The following is a 25,193-nucleotide window of genomic DNA, read 5'->3' on the forward strand; positions in this document are numbered from 1 at the left end:
GGAGCAACACCTCCCCGTCGACACTCTCAGGCACCAGCACCATTGTGGCGAGGCAGCTCTGGAAAGAGCCGGTCACCGTCGTCCGTGACCCGGCCGCCGAAGGAGAAAAAGCTCTCAGGCACCATCGACAGAGTGGGGAGGGAGTACACCCGTGTCCGCACGACAGCACACAGGAAGAGACCCCCTGACACATGGCAACGCCCCACGACGCATTCCCGAACCGTCATATCGGCCCTGACGCCGCCGCCACCTCGGAGATCCTCGCCACCCTCGGTTACGGCAGTTCCCAGGAACTCGCGGCCGCAGCCCTGCCCGCCAGCATCGCCCAGCAGGGTCCGATCGGCCTCGCCCCCGCGCTGGACGAGACCGAGGCCCTGGCGACGCTGCGTGGCTTCGCCGAGAAGAACACGGTGAAGAAGCAGCTCATCGGTGCCGGCTACTACGACACGGTCACCCCGGCGGTCATCCGTCGCAATGTGGTCGAGAACCCGGGCTGGTACACCGCCTACACCCCGTACCAGCCGGAGATCTCCCAGGGCCGCCTCGAGGCCCTGCTGAACTTCCAGACGATGGTCGAGGACCTCACCGGCCTGCCGATCGCCGGTGCCTCGCTGCTGGACGAAGCCACCGCCGTGGCGGAGGCCGTGCAGATGATGGCACGGCTGAACACGAAGGCAGAGAAGAAGGACGGTGTTGTGCTGCTGGATGCCGCACTGCACCCGTCGAGCATCAACATCACCCGCGCTCGCGCCGCTGCAGTGGATATCCCGGTGGAGATCGTGGACATCACCGCAGCAGAGCTCGCCGCCCGCGAGGACGCCCTCATCGGCGTCGTCGTCTCGAATCCGGGCACCACCGGCGGACTGCGTGACGACCTCGGCGAGGTCATCGCTGCCGTCCATGGGAAGGACGGCCTGGTCACGGTGGCCTGCGACCTGCTGGCACAGGTGCTGGTCACCTCGCCGGGTGAACTGGGCGCGGATATCGCGGTGGGCTCGGCGCAGCGTTTCGGCGTGCCGTTGTTCTTCGGTGGCCCGCACGCGGCGTTCCTGGCCTGCCGGGAGAACATGCAGCGCAAGCTGCCGGGCCGCATCGTGGGTGTGTCGGTGGACGCGGAGGGGACCCCGGCCTACCGGCTGTCGCTGCAGACCCGTGAGCAGCACATCCGTCGGGACAAGGCGACGTCGAACATCTGCACCGCACAGGCGCTGCTGGCGGTGGTGGCCAGCTTCTACGCTGTCTGGCACGGCCCGCAGGGGTTGCGCGAGATCGCCACGGCGGTGCACGGTCGCGCGACCGCCCTGGCCGTCGGCCTGTCCGAGGCGGGTCTGACCCTGGCGCACGACCGGTTCTTCGACACAGTCACCGTGCAGGTGCAGGACGCCGCGGCTACCGTCGCTGCGGCCTGTGACAAGGGTTTCAACCTGCGGCACGTCGACGACACCCACGTCGGTGTCTCCGTCGGCGAGTCGACGACAGACGACGACATCGCGGAACTGCTGCAGGTCATCGCGTCGGTGAACAGCTCGGTGACGACCACCTCCTTCACCGCGCAGGACGGCCCACTGTCCGACCTGCTGCGCACCGACGACATCCTGACTCACCCGGTGTTCCACTCGGTGTCCTCGGAGACGCAGATGATGCGCTACATGCGTCGCCTGGCGGACCGGGACCTGGCGCTGGACCGCACGATGATCCCGCTGGGCTCCTGCACCATGAAGCTCAATGCCGCGGTCTCGATGGAGCCGATCACCTGGCCCGAGTTCGCCGGGATCCACCCGATGGTCCCGGAGGACCAGGCCACCGGCTGGTGGGAGCTCATCGACGACCTGGAGGACCGGCTGGCGAAGATCACCGGCTACGCCGCGGTCTCCGTCCAGCCCAATGCGGGATCCCAGGGCGAGCTCGCCGGCCTGCTGGCGATCCGCCGGTACCACGTCGCCAACGGTGACGACCAGCGCACCCTCGTCCTGATCCCCGCGTCCGCCCACGGCACGAACGCCGCGTCCGCCGCCCTGGCAGGCCTGAAGGTCGTCGGTGTGAAGAACGCCGAGGACGGTTCGATCGACCTGGACGACCTCGACGCGAAGATCGACAAGTACGGCGAGCAGATCGCCGGCATCATGATCACCTACCCGTCCACCCACGGCGTCTTCGAGGAGCATGTCCGCGAGGTGTGCTCGAAGGTGCATGCCACCGGCGGGCAGGTCTACATCGACGGCGCGAACCTCAATGCCCTGGTCGGCCTGGCGCAGCCGGGCGAGTTCGGCGGCGACGTCAGCCACCTGAACCTGCACAAGACGTTCACCATCCCGCACGGTGGCGGCGGTCCGGGCGTCGGCCCGGTGTGCGTGGGTGAGCACCTGATCCCGTTCCTCCCGTCCGACCCGTGGGCCGACGTCACCGTTGAGCCGGGCGTCCAGGAGGGACGCCCGGTGTCTGCCGCGAACCAGGGGTCCGCCGGCGTGCTGCCGATCTCCTGGACCTACATCGCCATGATGGGCGACGAGGGCCTCACCGAGGCCTCCCGGATGGCGCTGGTGAACGCGAACTACATCTCCCGCCAGCTCGCCGACAGTTTCCCCACCCTGTACACCGGCGAGAACGGCCTGGTCGCCCACGAGTGCATCCTGGACCTGCGCGAGCTGACCAAGCAGTCCGGCGTCACCGCCGCGGACGTGACGAAGCGTCTCATGGACTTCGGTTTCCACGCCCCCACACTGGCCTTCCCGGTCGCGGGCACCCTGATGGTCGAGCCGACGGAGTCCGAGGACAAGCACGAGCTGGACCGGTTCATCACCGCCCTGCGCACCATCCGCGCCGAGATCGACGAGATCATCGCCGGGGACGTCGCTGTCGAGGACTCCGTCCTGCGCCACGCGCCGTTCACCGCGGAGTCCGTCATCCGCGACGACTTCGAGGACGCGGTGTCCCACGGCCACTTCTCCCGCGAGAAGGCGGCGTTCCCGGTGCGCACGTTGCGCCGCGACAAGTACTTCCCCGCCGTGCGCCGCATCGACGACGCCTACGGCGACCGCAACCTGATGTGCTCCTGCCCGCCGCTGGAGGACTTCGACATCGAAGCTGACACCGAGAGTGAGAACTGATGACCAAGCACACGGCCCTGCACCCGGTCCATGAGGCGCTCGGCGCGAAGTTCACCGACTTCGGCGGCTGGGACATGCCCCTGAAGTACGACAAGGAGCTCGAGGAGCACCGCGCCGTCCGTGAGGCCGTCGGAGTGTTCGACCTGTCGCACATGGGCGAAGTCCGGGTCACCGGGCCGGACGCCGCCGCTTTCCTCGATCACGCGTTGATCTCCCGGCTGTCGGCGGTGAAGATCGGCAAGGCGAAGTACTCGATGATCTGCACCGACGACGGCGGCATCATCGATGACCTGATCACCTACGTCCTGTCCGAGGACGAGTACCTGGTGATCCCCAACGCCGGCAACGCCCCCGCCGTCGCCGAGGCGCTGCGTGAGCGAGCCGCGGACTTCGACGTGACCCTGACCGACCAGACCGACGACATCTCGCTGATCGCCGTGCAGGGCCCGCAGGCCGCCGCGGTGATGCTGGAGATCGTCGACGCGGTCACCGACGCCCCTGAAGCGTCGGGGGCCTCGGGGGCCTCGAGTGCCGTCGGCACCGTGGAGGCCGCGGTCGCCGGACTCGGCTACTACGCAGCTTTCCAGGGCACCGTCGCCGGCGTCCCGGCGATCATCGCCCGTACCGGGTACACCGGCGAGGACGGTTTCGAGATCTTCGTCGAGAACGGGACCGACGGCGCACAGGCGACCGCCGTGTGGGACGCGGCCCTGGCTGCCGGCGAGCCCCACGGGGTACGCCCCTGCGGCCTGGCCGCCCGCGACACGTTGCGGCTGGAAGCAGGCATGCCGCTCTACGGCAATGAGCTCAGCCGGGAGCTCACCCCGGTGGACGCCGGGCTGGGGATCCTCGCGGCGACGAAGTCCAAGGACGAGTTCGTCGGACGTGACGCCATCGTCCGCGCCAAGGAGGAAGGCACCACCCAGACCCTCATCGGCCTCGTCGGCGAGGGTCGCCGTGCAGCACGCGGCGGCTACGAGATCCAGAACGCCGACGGCGTCCGGCTCGGCGAAGTCACCTCGGGTGCCCTGTCGCCGACGCTGGGGTACCCGGTGGCCATGGGCTACGTGTCCGCCGATGCTGCCGCTGAGGGCGGGGCCGCGGCCGTGGGCTCGACGGTGACCGTCGACATCCGCGGCAAGGCCCACCCCTATACCGTCGTTGCGCTGCCGTTCTACTCGCGCGAGAAGTAACATCCACCCTGACTGCACCATCCTGACCTGCCTGAGGAGAAAACCATGACTGCACTGCCTACCGACCGCCTGTACTCCGAGGAACATGAGTGGGTGAACTCCACCGAGGTCTCCGAGGGCGACACCGTCCGCGTGGGCATCACCCATGTCGCCGCCGAGGCCCTGGGTGAGATCGTCTTCGTCGAGCTGCCCGAGGTCGGCACCGAGATCGAGGCCGGCGAGCCCTACGGTGAGGTCGAGTCGACCAAGTCCGTCTCCGACATCTACGCCCCGGTGTCCGGCGAGATCACCGCGGTGAACGAGGACCTGGAGGACAACGCCGGTGTGATCAACGACGATCCTTACGGTGAAGGCTGGCTCTACGAGGTGGCGGTGTCGGCTGCTCCCGCAGACGGCGACCTGCTCGACCACGAGGCGTACGCCGCGGCCAACCAGTAGTTCCCGGCTCCCGGGCCGCCTCGTTTATGCTTGGCATGATGTCTGTCGCCGTTGTCGCTCTTGTGCTCGGGCTCGCGTTGCTGGTTTTCGCCGCGGCCCTGTTCTGGCGTGCGTCGAAACAGCCGTCGGCACGGAGGTCAGCACGGTCACCACAGGAGCCCGCCTCTCCGGAGGCGGAGGACACCCACGCATGGGGCCGTCCCGTGGACCAGAGCGACCAGGCTTCCCAATCCGCCAAACCCGCCCAGACTGACCGGCCTGACCAGCCTGCAGACCAGGTCGCGGAGCCGGTCGTCGAATCGGGGCCGGAAGCGCAGTCGGAGCCCGCATACGTACCCGAGCCCACACCGGCGTTGCAGGATACGGCTGGGGAGTCGGCTGGGGAGGCGGACGCCCCGGCGGATCCGGAGCCGGTCGGCGAGCCCATCCCGGAGTCCCGTCAGGACGGGTCAGGTGCCGTAGGCGACTCAGCTGACGCCGTGGCACCGACGTCCGAGGCGTCGTCCAACGGCCTGTTCGCCGGTCGCCGTGCACGTCGGCAGTGGGCCCAGGCCCACGGCTACGAGTACGCCAAGGAGGACCGCTACCTGCCGGGGGAGTGGCCGGACAGCCTGATGACCCTGATCAGGGCGGATGCTGCCGCGGGGTCGGCCACCACCGTCGCCCGTGACCTGGTCTCCGGGTTCACCGGCGGCCACCAGTTCCACCTTGCTGAGGTCAACGGCATCACCGTGGTGGCGCTGCGACGTGAGGTGTTCTCCCCGGTGCAGGTGCATCTGTCGGACGGGGCGGCGATGCCGGCGGGGATGCGTCATTCCGAACTGTGCGACCGGCCGCCGTACACGGGGTACTCCTCGGACAACCGGGCGCTGGACCGGATGCTCGACAGCAGGGTCGACGCGGCCCTGCACGCCCTGGCCGGTTCCGTGTCGGACATCGCGTTCAGCACGACGTGGGTCGCGATGAAGATGGCCCGGCGGACGGATCCTCCGATCTGGGACCACGTCATCGTCCAGGGACGTGCGCTGGTGGCGGCGTCGCGCGTGCTGCCTCCGCGGGTCACCTCGCACGAGCTGGACATGACCAACGCCGACCCGACCCGACCGCGTGTGCGCGGGACGGTGGACGCGGTTGTCGTTGAGGAGGGGCAGGACGACGCAAACGACACGAACGACACAAACGACACGGTCGACGCACCTGCCCACCGCGGGCATCTGCGCGCGGTGCCGGATGCGGAGCCACCGGAGACGACGTCCGATGACCTGGCCGAGGCCGGTGCCTCTGACGAGCGGGACGACCATGCCGGGCGTACCGAGGAGTCCCGACCGCGGATGGAGCGTTCCTCCACCCCTGTTGATTTCCCGACCCGCTCCGAAGGCCAGACGATGGGTGACATCTCCGGCTTCCCGGACGAGGACGGTGGGGAGACGGTCGAGGCTGACCCGATCCCGGCGGTCGGGGAGGACCCGGACCACAGTCGGACGATCTCGGGCGGCGGGCCGCGGGTGATCCGTTCGGCGGAACGGCGTTCCACCATCTTCGGCGACGGTGATGACGTCGCCACCACCTCCGCAGAGGTGGACGTCATCGGCGGGGCTGCGGGCCCGGCGTCCCGTGGACGGCACCGCGCGCCGTCGGCGCGTCACGCACGTCATGCGGGGGAGTCCGGCGAGCAGACCGACTACCCGGAGGTCGACGCCGAGGTCGTTGATCCCGAGGACAACTGAACCCCGTAAGATCCACATCAGAACCCGCCCCTAGAATCTGCCCCAGTCTGAGATACGCAAAGGACGCCTCCATGAGCACGCCCACCGTCAACGCCGACAAACTGCAGCGACTCGCCGAACTGGTCACCGACCTCGCCGTCGTCCACGGCCGGGTGACACTGTCGTCCGGCAAAGAGGCCGACTACTACGTGGACCTGCGCCGGGCCACATTGCACCGTGAGTCCTCGAGACTGATCGGCGAACTGCTGCGCGAACTCACCGCTGACTGGGACTACGTCGCCGTCGGTGGGTTGACCCTGGGCGCGGACCCGGTGGCCACCGCCGTGATGCATGCCGGTGAGGACGTCGACTCGTTCGTGGTGCGTAAGGAGACCAAGAAGCACGGCATGCAGCGCCGTATCGAAGGCCCGGACATCGAGGGCAGGCGGGTGCTCGTCGTCGAGGACACCACCACGACCGGGAATTCCCCGCTGACCGCTGTCGCCGCCGTGCGGGAGGCGGGCGCGACCGTGGTGGGTGTGGCCACCGTGGTGGACCGTGCCACCGGCGCGAAGGACGTCATCGAGGCCGAGGGTGTGGAGTACCGCAGCCTGCTCGGTCTGGAAGACCTGGGCCTGGCCTGATGCGGGTGTGGCGGGCGGCGTACCTCGCCGCTGGTGCGGTGTCGGTGGCGGCCGCTGCGGTGGGACGTCGCGGCGACCGGGTGACGCAGGTGGTCAAGCCCGCGCTGATGCCGCTGCTGGGTGCTCATGCGTGCGCCCGTGCCTCCCGCGGTGACCGTCTGCCCGTGGTGCTCGCCGGGCTCGCCGGTGGCCTGCTGGGCGACGTGATCCTCATGGGGAAGGACGGCCGAAGCGAGGACGCGTCCGTGCGCGCCCGCAACCTCAACCTGGGGTCCGCCGCGTTCAGCGTGAACCAGGTGGCCTACATCAGCGAGCTGTGGCACCGGGGCCACCGGCCATGCCGCTCGACACTGGTGCTGCGCGCGCCGGTGCTCGCCTCGGGGATCGTCACCGCAGCGACGGGCGCGCCGGCCGCTCTCCCTGCCGCCGCCGGCTACGGCACGGCGTTGGCGACGACGTCGGTGCTGGCCGCGGACCCGGAGGTCGGCGGCGGAGATTTTTCGGGCGCCGGTCTCGGCGGCAATCTGTTCGTCCTGTCCGACGGCCTGATCCTGGCGCGCCTGGCGTTCCTGCGTGGTGAGTCTCCGGTGGTGCAGCGGCTCGACGGGCTGGTGGACGGCCTGGTCATGGCGACGTATGTGGCGGCGCAGCTGCTGATCGTCGAGGGGCTGACGGGGCATACGGCGAAGACCGGGCAGGCGGGGCGGAAGAAGTGAGCGAGGAGCCGGCAGAGCAGTCACCCGGCCGGGGCCCGACGGAGTGGTTCGATCACCCGGTCGGCGTCGGCCCGTGGAGTGAGGAATACCCGGGCGTCCCGTTGCCCGAGGACGTCCACTTCGACCCAGAGTTGCTGGAGAACGGGGACCGGCGCAATGTCGTCGACGGGTACCGTTACTGGCGGTTGGAGTCGATCGTCGCGGACATCGACGCCCGGCGGCACAAGCTGCACATCGCGATCGAGAACTTCGAGAATGACTCGAACATCGGCACCGTGGTGCGCACGGCGAATGCGTTCGCGGTGGACACGGTGCACATTGTCGGGCGTAAGCGGTGGAACCGGCGCGGTGCGATGGTCACCGACCGCTACCAGCACCTGCTGCACCATGCGGACACGGCGTCGGTGACTGACTACGCGCGGGAGCATGAGCTGACGGTGGTGGCGGTGGACAACACCCCGGGGTCGGTGCCGCTGGAGACCGCTCGGCTGCCGGAGCGGTGCCTGCTGCTGTTCGGCCAGGAGGGCCCAGGCGTGACGGCCCAGGCGCAGGACGCTGCGGCGTTGACGGTGTCGATCGCCCAGTTCGGCTCGACGAGGTCGATCAATGCCGGGGTCGCTGCCGGCATCGCCATGCATGCCTGGGTCCGCCAGCACGCGGACCTGGGGGATGCATGGTGACCGGGGTTCTACTGAGCGGGCTTCTTCGACTGGGTTGAGGCGAATCCTGAGGGGAGCCGGTTGTCGACGAAAGCACCGACTACTACTCCAGCGAATACGCAGGGGATGATCAGGAACAAGGGGAAGAGCGGATAGTCGTTCCCGATGACGTTCGGCCAGATTGCATTGAGTGCCACCAGGAGCACGCCGATAGTCCCGAAGACACCGAGTGCCCTTTGACCAGGAGTCGACTTGCGCGGTCCTTCATACTGAGCGGCGTACTCCTTGGGTGTGCCGAATTCCTCCTGGGGTGAATTCCCTGCCGACGCGGCGTCATCGACGGTGTGGAGGACTTCTGCGACGGCATTTTCCTCGCATCCGCGGCGACGGAGTTCGTAGGCGAGGTCGTTGTAGTAGCTCATGGGGCTCCTACGGTGTGGTTCGTGGGTGTTGTTTCTGGTGGGGGCGGGGAGTCCAACGTGGTGTTCAAGGTCTGTTGCAGAGAGAGCCACTGACGTTGCAGCGTGTCACGGTGTCGCTGGCCCTCGCTCGTGATGGTCAAGATCTTCCTGGCGGGGCCGGTTTCCGGGGTCTGCCAGTGGCTGGATACGAGGTTCGCGTGCTGCAGTTTGGTGAGTTGCGGGTACACGGTCGTCCCGCGGACGTCGAACCCCAGTTCCCGGAGTTGTTCGATGAGCCCGTAACCGTGGCTCGGGGCGTGGGAAAGCATGTCAAGAAGCAGTAACGGCAACGCTGGCCGTATCCAGTCTCCGAAGCTGTGTTCCTCAGTCACAACTACAGGCTAACGCGACCTAGTTTCTGTAGAAAGTAGTTGTGCGATGGAGCGCCGCTGCACCATCCGGATCGCGCTGTTGGCATCGCTGCCATGAACTACTGGCAGTACCTCACCACTGGCGTTAAGTCGGATGACGTGCTGTACCGGAAGTCCCTGTACAACACAATGTTCATTGACGGAGCACTTGGCGTGGCGGACTACCGCACGTTTAGGTGACAGGTGGGTTCTCAGGCCGCGAGGCTCACGGCCGGGTTCATGATCGTCTCGTATTCGATGGGGTTTATCGGCCCAGACGGGCCTGCCGCCGACGGCGGTGGTAGGTCCACTCGATTCAAGTGATGATCGCGATGTGCAGTTCCTCTCGAGTCATGCCGACTCTTCACAGTTCGGAGTGCGTAGTTGGTGCGGGGTGAGGGCTCGGGCCGGCACAACATATAGAGGCCCTGGCCGGTACAAGATCAGAACTGCAGAGCTTCCACCTGACCGAACCAGGACCCTACTGGCAACCTCGTCGCTGACACCAAATGCCACACTGCCGTACTCGGCCTGACGAGCACCGATGCTGCCGACGCCGGTCCGCTCACCACCATCAGGGCCACCCCGGTATCCGTCACCGATTCCTGCCCGAACTGCGCGACCCCCCGGGGTGAAGCGGGACCATGTCACCCGCCGCCTGGTGGACCTGCCGGTGGTGAGGCTCCCCATCCGCCTGCACGTCCGGGTGCCCCGCTTCACCTGTGCCAAACCCACCTATGGTGAAAGAATCTTCCAGATCTCCCTGCCGTGCGTCTATGACGGGGCGAAGCTGAACCGGCGGGTGACTCGCTGGATCTTCCAGCGCCTCGCCGTCGTCGCCGATGAGCGTGGCGGCGACCGCCAAGGCTCTCGGGGTGGACTGAGAACTGGTCAACCGAGTTGCCGTCACCGCCGTACGGAACCTTGTCTATGCCGACCTCACCCACCTGGCCGGGTGCGAATCCTGGGAGCCGATGAGCATGTCTGGAAGCACACCCGCCACCCCGGCGAGCCGTCCTCGATGGTTACGGTACTGGTAGATCTGACCCCGCTGGCCGACGGGGTCGGGCCGGCACGTCTGGTTGACATGCGGCCGGGACGCAGTGCAGACGTCCTGAAGACCTGGCTGAGTGAACGCGACCCGGACTTCCGGGATGGGGTGCAGGTCGTGACGAGTGGCGCAGGTCCACCGCGTACGCCACCGCCTTGGACCACGCCCTACCTACTGCGCGCGATGTCATGGACCCGTTCCACGTCGTCCACATGGCCGCCGACAAGCTCACCAGATACCGGCAACGCATGCAACGGGAAATCACCGGTCGCCGCGGACAGAAGGACGACCCCGTGTACAAGCACCGCCGGACTCTGTTGACCAGGACGAACTTCCTCACTGACCGGTAGAAACAACACCTGGATCTGCTGTGGGACACTGATGACGACTACGTAGCACTGCACATCACCTGAGAGTTCTACCAGGACCTGGTCAGCGAGTACGGGCAGCCGGACAGATCGCAGGGGAAGAAGTTGATGGGCAGGGTGATCACCACGCTACGTAAGAGTCTGCCTGCGGGGCTGGAGGAACTGGCGCAGCTCGGGCGGACACTGTGGCGCCGGCGCGAAGAGGTCCTAGCCTACTTCGACATCGGTGTATCCAACGGGCCGGCGGAGGCAATCAACGGGAGGCTGGAGCACCCGCGGGGCGTCGCTCCGGGGTTCAGGAATCTGGACCACTTCATTTTGATGCCCCTTGATTCACTCATGCTAGCCGAGGGACCGGATCAACGCACTCTAGAACGCGAAGAACCGTTACGCCATGGCTTGAAATCGGGAATGCTATTCTAGGACAGTGCGAAGAACGATTTCATCGCAGTATTGGCCCCGGCAGCGCCGACTCGGCCTATCGATCCGATGAGGTGATGACGGCTCGGGGGCGTGGACGAACCTCCGTGATCTGAACTTCAGATCCCCTGTCCGAGTGCACGACGCAACCAGCGTCGCGGCGCCTGAATACCGCGTTGTCGAGAGTGTTCACCGAGAGGCGGGCCCGCATCCGGTCGCCGATGGAGTAGCTCACGATGCGGGGCGGAGAGCACGTCTTTGATGGCTCAGAGGTAGGCCTTGCCCTCGTCGGTCCAGTGCGCTGTGGTATCAGTGAGCCAGAGTTCGTTGGTGTCATCGGCTGTTGAGTCGGTCAAGTCCTGGGAAGTGGTGTATCTCCCTTCCGCTGAAACAGTGTGTTCGACTCCAGGTCGAGGACCGTCACGAGCCTGATAACGGGTCCGGCTCATGCAGCCTCCTGCGCAGTGGAATCGGCGTCGATGACGTTGACGGTCATCATGGTGCGCGTCTGCTCCAGGCTTACCAACGACATGTACCGCTTCTGCTGGATCCAATCGTCGTGCCGCTCGGCGAGCACCGCCCCGACCAACCGGACGACCGCGTCACGGTTCGCCGAAGATCCCCACGACGTCGGTCCGTCGACGGATCTCACGGTTGAGTCGTTCGGTGGGGTTGTTGGACCACACCTTCGTCCACACGGCCTTCGGGGTCTGGGTGAACGCCAGTAGTTCCTCGAGGGCCTCTTCCAGGTAATCGGCGACGTGGGGGAACCTGTGCTCGCAGAAGCTGACGACCTCCCGGGCCTGGGTCCACACCGTCGTGGGATCGGGCTGCTGGAAGATCGTCTGGAACATCGCCGACAGTGTCGGCCACTGCGTCTTCGACACCATCGACGAGAGGTTCTTGGCGAAGTGCGTTCGGCACCGCTGCCACGACGCGTTCGGGAGAACCTCACCAATGGCGTGCTGGATGCCCAGGTGGGCGTCGCTGGTGACCAGGAACACCTGGTCCAGCCCGCGGGCCTTGAGATCCCGGAAGAACCCGTTCCACGACGCCACTGATTCCGCCGTGGCGACCTGCATGCCCAACAACTCGCGGTACCCCTCGGCGTTGACCCCGGTCGCCAGCAGCACCGAGGTCTTCACCACTCGTCTACCCTCACGACTTTCATCGTCAGCGCGTCGCAGGACACGTACAGATATGGTCCGGTATCCAAGGGGCGGGTTCTGAAGTCTTCGACCATGGGGTCCAGGTCCTTGACCATGTCTTCACACCTGCGATTTCGACAGGTTGGTGATCCCCAGGCTGGCGACCAGGTCGTTCATCGAAGCGGGTGGAAACCCCCTTGAGGTAGCACGTTGCGATCACGGTCGTCAGAGCGCGTTCGGCGCGGCTACGGCGTTCCAGCAGCCAGTCGGGGAAGAACGAGCCGGAACGGAGTTTGGGAACGGCGACGTCGACGGTGCCGACGCGGGTGTCGAGGTCGCGGTGTCAGTAGCCGTTGCGGGTGTTGGTGCGTGACTCGCTGGTGGTGGCGTAGTCCGCGCCGCAGATCTGGTCGGCCTTGGTGGGCAGGATCTGGTTGATGAAGCTCTGAAGGATCTGACGCATCAGATCTGGTGACGCATCAGATCTGGCGATGCTTGGGTGAGCAGGTCGTCGAGGTAGGTCGACGGGTCGATATGATGGGGGCTGGTGGCCATCGTGGAGTGCCATTTCGAGGAGATGTAGGAGTTGAGTCGAAAGGTACCTGCGGTGGTCACCGTCGTCGTTGATGGGGTGGTCACCGGCAGTTACAGATACACCACGCTAGAGGACGTAACCGTTGAGTCGCACTTGATCAGGTCATCGCGGATTGGTGGGCTTGGTAGTTTCCTACTCTTGGCGCGCTTCTCTCCGAACACGGACCACCACTGATTGTCTTGGCAGATCCACCACGCACCCCGTTACCTTGATTCTGTCCCCGTAAGCTCGGGGGCAGGTCACTGGCCTCGGTATGGCTGATTCGCCCTGTTGTTCTACATCATGATCCGGGGGTGTTGCCGCCGAGGTACCAGGACACACGTAGACGGCTAATAGGGACGCGGCTCACCGCTCTTCAGGGGCGGTGAAGTCTCTTTGTAACGTGGGTGCCCGCACCGAGTGTCCGACCACCACCAGTGATCTTCCACCACAACCACACACCAACCTCCCCCAAGGAGGGGATGATCATGGAAGACACCACCTACGACGTCTACCTCGGACTCGACGTCGGAAAAACCGACCACTACGGCTGCGCCCTGACCAGCAGCGGGACCAAGATCTACGACAAGGCCCTGCCCCAGGACGAAGCCAGCCTGCGCGCCGTCTTCGACGAGCTCGCCACCCACGGCAGAGTCCTGCTGATCGTCGATCAACCCAACACCATCGGCGCCCTACCGATCGCCGTGGCGAGGGCCTGCGACTGCGGCGTGGCCTACCTTCCCGGCCTGGCGATGAGAAAAGCCGCTGACCTGTACCCCGGACAGGCCAAGACTGATCCGCGGGATGCGTTCATCATCGCCAATACCGCCCGCACCATGCCGCACACTCTACGTGCGGTGGACCGCAACGCTGAAGTGTTTTCCGCACTCAAGATGCTGTCCGGCCTGGATGACGACATCGCTCGTGATTGCACCCGCACGATCAACCGGCTTCGCAGCATCCTGGTGCAGATCTATCCGTCCCTGGAACGCGTCTTCGCCGGCGAGATCATCCAGCGAGCCTTCGTGCTGGATCTACTGATCCATTACGGCGGGCCGACCAAGCTCAAGCGTTCCGGTAAGAACCGGGTGCTGGCCTGGTCGCGTAAGCGTGCGAAGAAGGACCCAGAATCCCTGGTGGACGCCATCTTTCAGGCCCTGGCGGCACAGACGGTCACCGTACCCGGCACCGCCGCAGCCGAAGTGGCGATTCCGATGCTGGCGACCAACATCAAGGCGTTGAAAGCCCAGCGTGACTCCATCGCCGGGCAGGTTGAGGAGATGCTTGACGACTTCCCTCTTGCCGAGGTCTTGATGTCGATGCCGGGTGTGGGCATCAAGACCGCCGCGAATATCCTGCTGGCCGTGGGCGACTGTTCCGACTTCCCCGATGCCGCCCACCTGGCCGCCTACGCCGGCATCGCCCCGATCACCAGACGCTCAGGCACATCAATCAAAGGCGAGTTCCCTGCCCGATCCGGCAACAAACGGCTGAAAAACGCCCTGTTCAGGTCGGCCCGGGTCGCATCAAACTGCCACGAGGCGTTCCCGGTCGTACTACACCAAGAAGCGGGCCGAGGGTAAACGGCACAACGCCGCGGTGATGTGTCTTGCCCGGCGTCGGTGCAACGTCATCTTCGCGATGCTGACCCGCGGTGAGTTCTTCCGGGAGCTTCCGCCGAGACCGGCGAGGGAGGCTGCCGCAGCCTAGACTGACGAACTGGGCCCCGTCCCCGCAGAGACCTAAGGCGGTGCGCCCCAACAGCCGGGCGCACCGTCAACGTCCGCATGTTCGAAGCGTCGCCATCGGCAATCAGCCACACCAGGTCGAGAAACTTCGGTTGAAGGGTTGACAACCTACATAGGGACACCCCCCGTACATTGGTTCTCCGACCTCCGCGGATTCTTCGACGAGGAATCGGTAGCCGAACTCCTCGGCCGTCGAGGTGGGCGTCCAGCAGGCCGTTGGTGCGATAGGCTTCGACGAGTTCGGGCCTGGTAATCCGCCGTTTCCGCCAGCGGTAGTAGGGGTTGCGGGAGAGCTTCAAGATCCGGAGGGATACCACGACGCGGACGCCGAAGTCCTTCGCGATCTGCGCGATGGTGGCGCCGTCCTCGCGGGACCAAGCCACGCGTACGACGTCTTCGTGGAACCCCTGGGGGTAGAGGGCAGGCATGGCGCACATCCTTCCGGGCCGCGCAGCGGGCAAGCCACATCCGATGTCACCTAACTGTGCAAGAGTCCCCACTTCTGCACCCACCGGGGAGAATGATGGTGTGCTCCACCGGCACGCCGCACTCGTTCAGCATCTCCTGCAAATCGCGGTACCACAGTCCGTGGCGGTTTGTACCAGTGCACCGACCACAGGATCACGTCTTGAGATAACGGTAGCGGAACCCAAAGCAAGTTGATACTATAAGGTCCCAAGCAAGCTTCACTGGAAAGGAAAACAGCAATGAGAATCAACGCGGTAGCGACCTGTGGGATAGCGGTAGGAGCGCTGCTCTTCGTAGCTAATGCCATGGCACTAGGTAACATGTTACTAAGTGGAATTGGTATCGTACTGACTCTTGTTTCTGCCATAACTCTTATAATAGTAACCGTCCGCGGGGACAGGGATCTGCACGGTGCTGCCGAATAGCAAAAGCGAAATCAGGATCAGAGGGTTAGTCCTGAAGAGTTCAAACAAGAACGACATATCAATACCGGATTATACTTTCCGGTCCGGAACACTAACAGCAGTATCTGGAAAAAATGGCGCTGGGAAAACTAGCCTACTGTACGCTATATCTGGTGCCATTCGGCAAAAATCAGGGACAATTGAATTCGTCACCGACAGAAAAAAAAACCGTAGGAGAACGATATCCGCACATATGCCGGCCGTCTCCCTGTGTCAAAGCTCATCGATTAAGGGGATACTGGAAACGCGAAGAACATTCACCGACTTCTCGGAGAATAGATGTCGTGCAGTGTGGAATTCCCTGGGAGTTCAAGTAAGGGAGGGGTCAAGTATTGCATCCCTGTCGAGTGGAGAATACAATAAAATATCAATCGGTCTGACACTCGGACACAACTCAGATATTATTATACTCGACGAACCAGAAAAAGCCCTCGATAATGTATCTAGAGGAAAAGTGAACAAGCTGTTGGTAGAGGCAGCGACAAGAGGAACGATCGTTATCGCGACGACTCACTCTACTGAACTACTGCAGGAAGAATATGCTGAAAATCTGACCATACCTCAAGGTAACTAAAATACGCATGAATAATATACTCAGCACAATACTATACCTGATAAAGGTAAGATGCCGAGATCGGGTTTATGTAGGAATAATCGCGGGCTTCGCCGTAGCCTTGTCGCTCTTATCCTTTACGACAGCGCTAATAAATTCTAGGGGAAGTGAGGTGCCAGATTATATTTGGCAATATAGCCTCTCATACCCCGGGCGAACCGGTTATGTGTACTCCGCGATCGCAGGAGCACTCTTCATTATACGTTGTCTAAAATATGGAGACGACAGGTTTGTGAGGATGCGAGGGTACGAGAGTGCGACAACTCTATCCTTAATGGCAGCTTCTGCGCTATTGGTATCAGTTGCGGGCAGTATCACGCTGGCCGCGGCAAATCATCTGCTGGTCTCCGGAGCAGGGGCACTAAACGGCCACGAAGACATCTTGCTTTCATCAGAGGCCTTGGGGTTCGTTATAAAAAACTTACTGGTTTTGACTATATGGGGCATAATCGGTATAGGTATCTCCCTTGCATTAAAGACTATCACAAAAACAATCATCACGATTCTCGTATATGCACTGCTAGTCGAGCCTACACTGACTTCAGCATCTAACGAAGGTGGACGCTCTTCCGCTTGGCTCGACTACATGCCGGGCGCGTTGAACTGGACGATTGTCTGGAGCCCAGAAGAAAGCGGTAGTGAAACCATAGCTAATGTCGCATCAACTTCGTTAACCGTAAACCTCGCTATCCTATTGCTATCGTGCTATGCTTTCGCTATACTTACCATAGGTGGAACCGTTTACTTGAAAACGAGACGCCAGCGCTAAATTCCGAACCGGCATGCTCCTTCCAGTTGCGGCCATCTAGTGTCCACCAACCCCGTTCATGGCGACGCGCGCGGCGCGGAGAGGAAGAAGCCAAATGCACTTGAATCACAATCCGGAAAAATTCCGGGTACCGCTGGTCGAGCTCGACGATGCTGACATCGATGAGGTCAACGGCGGCACTACGTCCATTCCCTGCGGAACCATCGCGATTGCCTCGATAACACAGTGTTTCGGGGACAGCGCAATTTGGGGATCTTGCAAGCTTGGAACGAGAGCATGCTGCTAAGGATCAGAACAGACAGGAGAGTCCAATGAAAACTACTAATGTGCAGGTAGACCTCACCGAAGTGATCGACGAAGAGATCTCGGATGTAAACGGTGCAGCGTCAGGTATGTTTGGTACCATCGGATGCTGCTGGTGCGTCCCCTGGTACTCCGGTATCACCAAGTGTGGTATCGCATGCGGTCGACAAACTTGCTGATGGTGCGGTAGGGTAGAACGTCATCAAGAATACGGCAGCGCGGAATCACCTTGGCGTTGCCGTTTCTTGTGTCGTAAAATTATCGGTAATCTACTTTAAATAAATAAAACTCTAGAGCGAGAAAGACATTACAATGGCCACTACTTTACAGTCGCATATAGAAGGGCTACCGCCGCGATGGCGAGAGCTTGGGGTGCTAAAGGCAGTTAGTTCCGGAGAGCTAACAGTTGATGAAGCCCTCGCGCCGCTGGGTTATACGGCAAACGAACTCGCTATGGTACTAAGTTCGCCAGATAGCATGTGGAATCAGTATAGTACAATATGGTGGAAGAGTGGACTAGTGTACTATCATAAGGGGGGATCTGCCCGGGGCATTGTTACAGAGCTAGAAGAGTTCGGCCTCTTCGCTAAACCTATATTCCGAATAGTCTCCGGTTTCTGGCGCACTGCCTGTGAGCCCAGAATTATGGAACACCAAAATAGCCCCATTTTTGATCGAAACGTCCTCGATTCGTTGGTGCGGCAACTACCAATTGAACGCCTTGCGTCGGTTGTTCTTCCGAGCGTTTCAACGTTTCGTGAGGAGTTCTGTCGATCGATGTCACCGACGGAGTTTGAGTCATTTCTCGGAACGGAACTCGGTACTTGGGAACTTTTCGAGGAGTATCCCGAGGTCTTGCGAAGTGTAATCGTCGCTTTGGAAGATTGGCTTTCATATATCGTCGAGGTACTCGACCATATCGCTGAAGATGAATCCTCGCTAAGGGATGTATATTCACTTCATCGCAATGAGAGGATCAGTGGTATTTACTTCGCGGGTGGAGACGCCCATGGGGGCGGACGACGCGTCGTTCGCGTCGCGTTTGAATCACGCAATATCTTCTATAAGCCGACGGACGGAGAACTGCATAATCTCCTTCCTGAACTAAAGAAAATAATTCCTGAAGCGTTTGCCCATATTTTCATCCCCGAGGTTCTTCTACGAGATGGCTACTTCTGGGTCGCCGAGGTCGAAAGCAGGGTCAGACCTCACCAAGCAAGTAACTTGTCTAGTGGCTTGGGATCGCTGACAGCGATTTCTTACTTCTTAAGGTCAATCGACCTTCACCATGAAAACATCCGATTCGTAGACGGTAAGGTGTGCGTTACCGACGTCGAAACCCTAGTCCACGGCGCTATTCCGCAGCCTCCCGTGGATAATGAGTATGGTAACGCAGCTACGCAATGGTTTGCTAACAGCGTTGCATCTATCGGCATACTTCCCAATCCGGTAGCTGCAGCTCACGATCATCCCGACCGACTTACAGATATATCGACGTTGGGAGCTAAATCCGGCCAGGAAGGAGGACCGTCAGTTCCGCAACCGGTCGAGGGTGAGGACGGCCATGTACGGCTCGCGATGGTGAGTGGTGTATTTGATGATGAACAGGAGCTACCGGAGCGTCCTATCCTACTCCAGTATCGACAGGAGTTTTTGGAATCGTTTGAACATACTTTTAAGTTGATAGTAAAACGTAATAGGCTTATCGCACAAGTCGTTTCGGACCTATCCGACGTTAGAGCCCGGTTCCTTGCTCGGCCTACGATGGTTTATGGAAAAATAATTGCGGAAATGAACCACCCTGAATTCACTCGTGACTACATGGGGCGGGTACTCTGTTCTTCTAAACTGCTATCTCGATTCTACGGGAGAGATTACAGGGCGAGACTGGTTGCTTCTGAAATTTGTGACGTAATGGATGGTAACGTTCCACGGTTCGAAATGACGATAGGGCAAGGTGCGATATTTAATGATCGGGGAGAGCACATTGGTTATACCGATGCACCATTGCCCGATGTGATGCGCAGGTTAGAGTGCTGTTCAGATAAAGACCTTGTCGAACAGAAGGCCATCATCGAGCACTGCTGGGCGACAGCATACGTTGATAATACGAGCGATTCGTGTCCTTCGCAATCTTTTTCGATTTCGTCCTCATACCTGACATCCTCTTCTCTCGACAGGGAACTATTGGCAGATAGCCTATTGGGCAGCCTTCACATAAGCGACGATGGTTTTGCGGTTCCCCTGGCGCTGCGAGCGCAGTATCGTGGTCAATGGCGGCTCGGGACAGGAGGCGTCGACCTCTACGACGCGTTGCCGGTATACTACTAGCACTGAACTCGTTTTCGGAGGACGAAACGTCCCTCCGGCTTAAAGAGGCGAAGGAAGCGTGCGAGAAATCAATTGTCGCTGCTGCGCGGTTAGTGCAGAAGAAGGGCTTGAAACTTACTATTGGCTCGGAAGAGCCCGATTTGGGATTGACAGGAGTGCTGGGCGGACTTCTTAGGACGCTCCCGACTATATCGGATTCTGACGATCTGGGAAACATTGCCGATATTTGTAGGATAATCGGAGACGAGGCACATCTTCAAATCTATTCGACTCAGAACGTCGATGTTGTAGGGGGACTTTCTGGATTAATCATCGCGCTTCACCGCTGCGGAGAAAAGCTGAATATATCGTTTGACGAACAGATACGTGATACGGCAACGAGGATCTGCGACGTTGTCGTGGATCGTGCGTTATTTACGAATTCAAATGAATCTGGTGCTGGGCTGCTTGGGTTCGCCCACGGGTCTTCCGGAGTTGTTTACGCGTTGTCGATCGCTGTGGAAAAGGTCGGCTCGATTGACGATAGAAAGCGGATCTTCAGTTTACTGGAGCGTATTTCATATTGGGAGAGTGCGATTGTTGATCGGTTCGGGGGGACATGGCCGGACCTTAGGGAAGATCCGTCCAACCGGGGCGATGCCGGTTTTAATGCGTGGTGCCATGGGTCTGCTGGTGCTCTCATCTGCTGGTCTTACGTTGCATCGAAGACAGGATTTCCCGCTACGGTACTAGGACGGGCGAGAAGGCTTATGTCTAGTGCGCTCGAAGAGACGATTAACTCACTTGAAAATCTTTCATATGGATCAAACCACTCGCTTTGCCACGGTGCGAGTGGTAATATCGCCATTTTAAATGCATACTTTACGGGTGAGCTGGCGCAACCGAACGTGGGCACCGAGGCTCCGGAGACATCTCGTACTCTCGCGAGCATTGCGCTAGCACACCGCTCGTTTCTTAGACCATGGTGTTCTGGAGCGATGCCTGGGGTTCGTAACCAGGGTCTTTTTATGGGAATGTCAGGTACCTTGCTTTCGATTGCATCAGTTTCGGATCCTGAACTGCTACGTGGAGTCTTGTGGTGAACAGGTTTAGTCCCGGAATTCGCCCCCGCCTTGTGAAGAAGAACGGACCGACTCGTCAATTAAAGGCAACCGATTGTGGAATTGCCTGTTCGCATTGGTTGCTTTGCGCTATGGGTGGTCGAATTTCGTATAGCGAAGTGGCGAGGGTCGTTGACACGGGCAGGAGCGGGATTTCGTTATTAGATATCAAGAGGATTATCTCCGGATTTGGTGTTGGCGTTAAAGCTTATAAAGGAAGTATTGTCGAGGCTGTTAATCTGGGGCCGCTCGTTGTAGGCTGGAATGGTGACCACTTTCTTTGTGTGTACGGAGTCAATGATGACGGGGATGCTCTACTGGTTATGGACCCCGCCTCGGGCTATCGGGAGATAAGCATTGCTGAGGTGGAGTTGACATCTACTGGCCCCTTTCTCTGCCTTGCAGAAGGATCTGACGCACATCGTTCTAAGCGTTTTCGAAAGAGAACAGCAATCTTATGGCGTTATGCTCAGCCGCGAAGGTTCGAACTCGTTGCGATCGCTCTTATAGCGATGTGTTCATCGGCTATATTGACCTTCCCTCCGCGAATGGTTGGCTCTGTAGTGGACGAGGTATCGCGGTCAGGGATTATCTTGAGTCGAGAGACCTACATTCAATTCGCGCTTATAATGGGGTTAGTTGTTGCCTATTCTGTTTTGAGCCTCATACGAGCGGAACTTGCCAATTATGTAGAGCGATCGTTTGAGCGTGAGTTGGGAAAGTCAATTGGACTTAAGGTTTATGATCTCTCCCTTGCAGAGATGGGAAGAGTCGGCATTGGAAATCTATTGACTAAGTTCGCGTCCCTGAATTCTGTGCGCGACATCATCGCCTCTAGAGTGCTGTCGATAATTTCTGATATGGTGATGTTTTTAGTTCTGGCTTTCAGTGTTGCACTAATTTCTGGATATCATTTCGTGTTGCTTGTAATGGTAGCAGCGTTGGCGATAGGGATTGGCGTAAGTGTTGCTCCCGCAGCAAATAGGTTTACCGAAGATATTATTCGTGCTAGCTCTCGTGCGCAAGGAACGCTCGTTCAGGACGTATCGGGTTTCGACACCCTAAAAGCCAATGGCCTCGAAGAGTACAAGTTTGGCAATTGGTTCACTTCGTACGTAGATCAGGTTCGGAGTGTTTTTAAGCGCCAACAATTGGACCTCCGTGTCGGCGTTCTATTCTCGACGTTAGACGCTTTGGCTCCTCTTCTGTGGCTGATTCTTGGTCTGTTTATTATGTCGACAGGTGGGGTGATTACCATTGGGGATTTGGTAACTCTTGTCACGCTTTGTAGTTTCGCACTGGCACCGATTCAGCGGGTCGGGGCAAATCTGCAAATAATGCTCGGCGCTGGCGCTGAGATAGATAATGTCTCTGATCTACTGGATCTCCCGGGGGAGGATTTTCACCCCGGAGGGATTATGATAGCCCGCGTAAATGAGTTGTCCGCTCATGATCTAAGAGTAGGGTATCCTGGAGATTCGGACCTTGTTCTTGACGGAGTCTCGTTGGCATTGAAAGAAGGTGAAAAGGTTCTTATTTGCGGGCCGTCGGGTGTTGGAAAGTCTACTTTAGTTCGTTCGCTTCTTGGCTTGAATGAGTCTGGCGGTTCTGCGGTTTTCTGGGACGGTACAGACATGAGTGATATTAATCTTCGATCTTTGCGGTCCCAGGTTGGTTACTCGTCGCAGAAGAATTCACCTGTCTCTGGGTCTGTTCGGGAGATTGTGACATCTGGGCGGAGCGGATTTTCGGATAGTGATGTCTGGAAGGCTTTGAGGGTTGCTTGTCTAGATAGTGTGGTTGCGAAGCTGCCCATAGGTCTCTCTTCTTACATTGATGATTCGAATGGTGTTTCCGGAGGTCAGCTTCAGCGACTTTGGATCGCGCAGGCCGTTCTTGGTGTTCCCGGGGTTATTCTTCTCGACGAACCGACCGCAAATCTGGACAAGGTCACGGAGGAGCACGTTATGGTGCAGCTAGTAAATCTTGATTCTACAGTGTGTGTAGTTTCCCATAATAGCGATATGGCGCCTCTATTTGATCGTGTTGTCAATCTGGGTAGTGATCGTCAATCTTAGCCTTAGGCTTCTGTCGCTTACTGCATGGACCTTACTTTTATTCGTTGATTTTGGAAGTGGTTTTGCGGAGGATCGTGGGTCCTGCCAAGGCGGCGGGGCAACAATGTCTGCTTGTAGTAGCTTCTTAAACTTCTCGTGCGGCGTGTAGCTTCTCGGCACTCCACGTGGGATGTTGTTGAACATCGCCGCACCCCGGTCTACCTTCATCTGATCAATTCACAACGCGGTACCCCTGTCTCAGAACTCCCGCGCCTCCCGGTAGATCGATTCCTTGGTATCGTGTTGGATGGAGCTGTCGGAATCAGCGAGGAACACACCCAGGCCTGACTCTTTGGTCGGTCGTGCGTGCTGGGCCATCTGAAGTATCCCGACCCCAGGTCAACGTCGTGGGCGGCCCCCGGTCAGCCTGGATCCCAGTCTATCGACCGTGACGCTGAGCAGGTTGGCCAACCTGTCGGAATCTCTGCCCAGGTCCAACGTGTTTGTGATCATGAAGCGGCCGGTACGCTCAGCCAAGGGCCGCGTCAGCGGTCTTGCTGTTTTGCCGATGGTCAGGTCTCCCGTTGCCTTGATGGTGTCCCCGTATCCTCGGGGGCAGGTCACTGGCCTCGGTATGGCTGATTCGCCCTGTTGTTCTACATCATGATCCGGGGGTGTTGCCGCCGAGGTACCAGGACACACGCTGACGGCTAATAGGGACGCGGCTCACCGCTCTTCAGGGGCGGTGAAGCCTCTTTGTAACGTGGGTGCCCGCACCGAGTGTCCGACCACCACCAGTGATCTTCCACCACAACCACACACCAACCTCCCCCAAGGAGGGGATGATCATGGAAGACACCACCTACGACGTCTACCTCGGACTCGACGTCGGCAAAACTGCCCACGACGGCTGCGCACTGATCACCGACGGGACGAAGGTCGACGACAAGGCCCTGCTCCAGGACGAAGACAGCCTGAGCGCCGTCTTCGACGAACTCAAGACCTACGACAGTGTGCTGTTGATCGTCGATCAGCGAAGGCACCATCGGCGCCCTGCCCATCGCCGTAGCCAGGGCCTGCGACTGCGGCGTGGCCTATCTGCCTGGCCTGGCGATGCGTAAGGCCGGCGACCTGTATGCCGGCCAGGCGAGAACAGATCCGCGGGATGCGTTCATCATCGCTTGCCCCCGCCCCCAACATGCCTCATGCGCTGCTTGCGGTGGACCGCAACGCCGAAGTGTTTTCCGCACTGAAGATGCTGTCCGGCCTGGATGATGACATCGCCTGGGACTTCCACCCGCACGATCAACCGGCTAGGCAGCATCCTGGTGCAAATCTACCCGCTACTGGAACGCGTCTTCGCCGGTGACATCGTCCAACGAGCCAACGTGGGTGCACCTGCTGATCCATTACGCCAGGCCGACGAGGATGGAGCGCTCCGGCAAGAAATGCGTACTGACCTGGTCGAGGAACCACTCCAAGAAGGACCCCGAAGCCCTGGTCGACAGCATCTTCACCGCGCTGGCGGCACAGACGGTCACTGCGCGCGGCACCGCCGCAGTCGAAGTGGCGATTGAAGATGTTGGCGACCAACATCAAGTCGTTGAAGGCCCAGCGTGACTCGATCGCCGGGCAGGTCGAGGAGATGCTTGATGACTTCCCTCTTTCCCGGAGCCAGTTGCAGACTTGATGTCGATGCCGGGTGTAGGCATCAAGACCGCCGCGAACATCCTCCTGGCTGTCGGTGACTGTTCCGACTTCCCCGACGCCGCCCACCGGGACCCCTACGCCGGTATCGCACCGGTGACCAGACGGTCCGGCACGTCGATCAGAGGTGAGTTTCCCGCCCGATCCGGCAACAAACGGTTGAAGAATGCCCTGTTCAGATCCGCCTGGATCGCGTCGAACTGTCACGAGGCGTCCCGGTCGTACTACGCCAAGAAACGGGTCGAGGGTAAGCGTCACAATGCGGCGGTGATGTGTCTGGCCCGCCGCAGGTGCAACGTCATCTTCGTGATGCTCACCCGTGGCGAATTCTTCCGTGAGCTGCCACCCCGAGCTGCCCCGGAGGCTGCTGCAGCCTAGACCACTGAACTGAACCCCCTGCTATCCCGGAGGCGTCGCAGGCTCCGGAAACGCCCGGACCCGACGTCTACGCCACCCTGTTTGAAGACAGACCACTGAAGTCCGGGCACCAGGTCGAGGAAAACACGGCGCAGGGGTTGACAATCTAGATAGGGACACCCCGTTTCCCGGGCTTTGCCCTCCCGGCAACCTCGGCAGGCCGGGTGTGGACCTCCCGCATCCCCACGATCGGGCTGTGCCTTGGCTGGCGTTTGCCTAAAGGTGTATCAGTTCCCGTGCTGGCCGTCGTGATGTACCTGCTCACGGACGGGGACGTGCTCCCGATGGATGCAGGATATCTGGCCGGCTACTTCGCACTGACTATGTCTTCTTCCGTCGGCACCGGAAGAAACGGCTCAAGCGGGGTGTGCGCGGAGAGAA

At 60.6% G+C, this 25,193-nt stretch carries 14 protein-coding genes, 5 pseudogenes and 1 riboswitch; of the genes and pseudogenes, 15 read left to right on the top strand and 4 right to left on the bottom strand.

The window, feature by feature from the left end; translation table 11 throughout:
• The first annotated feature begins 48 nt into the window (after nt 1–48).
• A riboswitch (glycine riboswitch) is annotated at nt 49–141 on the top strand.
• 50 nt (nt 142–191) lie between these two features.
• The 7 genes from gcvP (at nt 192) to BJF89_RS10945 (ending at nt 8,484) form a co-directional block, all read left to right on the top strand.
• Entirely contained in the window at nt 192–3,107 is a 2,916-nt protein-coding gene (gcvP, locus tag BJF89_RS10915; RefSeq protein ID WP_075814789.1) for an aminomethyl-transferring glycine dehydrogenase, read from the top strand.
• The gene (gcvT, locus tag BJF89_RS10920; RefSeq protein ID WP_075814791.1) at nt 3,107–4,300 is read left to right on the top strand and encodes a glycine cleavage system aminomethyltransferase GcvT; all 1,194 of its coding nucleotides are present in this window, start codon (nt 3,107–3,109) and stop codon (nt 4,298–4,300) included. The genes gcvP and gcvT overlap by 1 nt, the downstream gene beginning before the upstream one ends.
• Before the next feature lie 45 nt (nt 4,301–4,345).
• The gene (gene gcvH, locus BJF89_RS10925; protein WP_075814793.1) at nt 4,346–4,738 is read left to right on the top strand and encodes a glycine cleavage system protein GcvH; all 393 of its coding nucleotides are present in this window, start codon (nt 4,346–4,348) and stop codon (nt 4,736–4,738) included.
• A 35-nt stretch (nt 4,739–4,773) separates the two neighbouring features.
• On the top strand, nt 4,774–6,465 hold the full coding sequence (locus BJF89_RS10930) for a hypothetical protein (protein WP_158026059.1): 1,692 nt from the start codon (nt 4,774–4,776) through the stop codon (nt 6,463–6,465).
• 71 nt (nt 6,466–6,536) lie between these two features.
• Entirely contained in the window at nt 6,537–7,088 is a 552-nt protein-coding gene (gene pyrE, locus BJF89_RS10935; RefSeq protein WP_075814797.1) for an orotate phosphoribosyltransferase, read from the top strand.
• Nucleotides 7,088–7,804, top strand: a complete 717-nt coding sequence (locus tag BJF89_RS10940; protein ID WP_075814799.1) for a lysoplasmalogenase family protein — start codon at nt 7,088–7,090, stop codon at nt 7,802–7,804. Before pyrE ends, BJF89_RS10940 begins: the two co-directional genes overlap by 1 nt.
• A complete protein-coding gene (locus BJF89_RS10945; protein ID WP_075814801.1) occupies nt 7,801–8,484 on the top strand; it encodes a TrmH family RNA methyltransferase in 684 nt (227 codons plus the stop codon). The genes BJF89_RS10940 and BJF89_RS10945 overlap by 4 nt, the downstream gene beginning before the upstream one ends.
• An 8-nt stretch (nt 8,485–8,492) precedes the next feature.
• Here BJF89_RS10945 and BJF89_RS10950 read toward each other — a convergent pair whose 3' ends face one another.
• Complete coding sequence (locus BJF89_RS10950; protein WP_075814803.1) at nt 8,493–8,885, bottom strand: hypothetical protein; 393 nt, start codon at nt 8,883–8,885, stop codon at nt 8,493–8,495.
• Nucleotides 8,882–9,256 carry a PadR family transcriptional regulator gene (locus BJF89_RS10955; protein ID WP_075814805.1) on the bottom strand — a complete coding sequence of 125 codons (375 nt, stop codon included), beginning with the start codon at nt 9,254–9,256 and terminating at the stop codon, nt 8,882–8,884. The genes BJF89_RS10950 and BJF89_RS10955 overlap by 4 nt, the downstream gene beginning before the upstream one ends.
• Nucleotides 9,257–9,805: 549 nt before the next feature.
• On the opposite strand from BJF89_RS10955, the pseudogene BJF89_RS10960 reads away from it, so the two are divergent.
• Nucleotides 9,806–11,066: pseudogene (locus tag BJF89_RS10960) on the top strand (ISL3 family transposase).
• A 52-nt stretch (nt 11,067–11,118) separates the two neighbouring features.
• Here the strand turns inward: BJF89_RS10960 and BJF89_RS19610 are convergent.
• Both BJF89_RS19610 and BJF89_RS10965 read right to left on the bottom strand, forming a co-directional pair.
• Nucleotides 11,119–11,457, bottom strand: a pseudogene (locus BJF89_RS19610) (transposase); the annotation flags it as partial.
• A gap of 101 nt (nt 11,458–11,558) precedes the next feature.
• Nucleotides 11,559–12,816, bottom strand: a pseudogene (locus tag BJF89_RS10965) (IS256 family transposase).
• A gap of 507 nt (nt 12,817–13,323) precedes the next feature.
• Here BJF89_RS10965 and BJF89_RS10975 point away from each other — a divergent pair.
• The 7 genes and pseudogenes from BJF89_RS10975 to BJF89_RS11010 all read left to right on the top strand — a co-directional run bounded on the left by BJF89_RS10975 (nt 13,324) and on the right by BJF89_RS11010 (nt 24,773).
• A pseudogene (locus BJF89_RS10975) lies at nt 13,324–14,545 on the top strand (IS110 family transposase).
• 917 nt (nt 14,546–15,462) lie between these two features.
• Complete coding sequence (locus tag BJF89_RS10985) at nt 15,463–16,089, top strand: ATP-binding cassette domain-containing protein (protein ID WP_075814811.1); 627 nt, start codon at nt 15,463–15,465, stop codon at nt 16,087–16,089.
• A 313-nt stretch (nt 16,090–16,402) separates the two neighbouring features.
• Entirely contained in the window at nt 16,403–16,897 is a 495-nt protein-coding gene (locus tag BJF89_RS18615; protein WP_139311995.1) for a hypothetical protein, read from the top strand.
• Between the two features lie 1,080 nt (nt 16,898–17,977).
• Entirely contained in the window at nt 17,978–19,531 is a 1,554-nt protein-coding gene (locus tag BJF89_RS10995) for a DUF4135 domain-containing protein (RefSeq protein WP_075814815.1), read from the top strand.
• Nucleotides 19,474–20,613 (top strand): lanthionine synthetase LanC family protein, encoded by a 1,140-nt coding sequence (locus tag BJF89_RS11000; RefSeq protein WP_075814817.1) that lies wholly within the window; start codon nt 19,474–19,476, stop codon nt 20,611–20,613. Before BJF89_RS10995 ends, BJF89_RS11000 begins: the two co-directional genes overlap by 58 nt.
• A gap of 32 nt (nt 20,614–20,645) precedes the next feature.
• Complete coding sequence (locus tag BJF89_RS11005) at nt 20,646–22,709, top strand: peptidase domain-containing ABC transporter (RefSeq protein WP_075814819.1); 2,064 nt, start codon at nt 20,646–20,648, stop codon at nt 22,707–22,709.
• Between the two features lie 827 nt (nt 22,710–23,536).
• Nucleotides 23,537–24,773: pseudogene (locus BJF89_RS11010) on the top strand (IS110 family transposase).
• Nucleotides 24,774–25,193: the final 420 nt, after the last annotated feature.

The organism is Corynebacterium sp. CNJ-954 (genome assembly GCF_001942345.1).
In the GTDB taxonomy this organism is placed as follows: Bacteria; Actinomycetota; Actinomycetes; order Mycobacteriales; family Mycobacteriaceae; genus Corynebacterium.

Coding starts and splice junctions, on each gene's coding strand:
- gcvP (WP_075814789.1), top strand. CDS start 192: ATGGCAACGCCCCACGACGCATTCCCGAACCGTCATATCGGCCCTGAC.
- BJF89_RS10995 (WP_075814815.1), top strand. CDS start 17,978: ATGTCACCGACGGAGTTTGAGTCATTTCTCGGAACGGAACTCGGTACT.
- BJF89_RS10930 (WP_158026059.1), top strand. CDS start 4,774: ATGATGTCTGTCGCCGTTGTCGCTCTTGTGCTCGGGCTCGCGTTGCTG.
- BJF89_RS11000 (WP_075814817.1), top strand. CDS start 19,474: ATGGCGGCTCGGGACAGGAGGCGTCGACCTCTACGACGCGTTGCCGGT.
- BJF89_RS10950 (WP_075814803.1), bottom strand. CDS start 8,885: ATGAGCTACTACAACGACCTCGCCTACGAACTCCGTCGCCGCGGATGC.
- gcvT (WP_075814791.1), top strand. CDS start 3,107: ATGACCAAGCACACGGCCCTGCACCCGGTCCATGAGGCGCTCGGCGCG.
- gcvH (WP_075814793.1), top strand. CDS start 4,346: ATGACTGCACTGCCTACCGACCGCCTGTACTCCGAGGAACATGAGTGG.
- BJF89_RS10940 (WP_075814799.1), top strand. CDS start 7,088: ATGCGGGTGTGGCGGGCGGCGTACCTCGCCGCTGGTGCGGTGTCGGTG.
- pyrE (WP_075814797.1), top strand. CDS start 6,537: ATGAGCACGCCCACCGTCAACGCCGACAAACTGCAGCGACTCGCCGAA.
- BJF89_RS18615 (WP_139311995.1), top strand. CDS start 16,403: ATGGCAGCTTCTGCGCTATTGGTATCAGTTGCGGGCAGTATCACGCTG.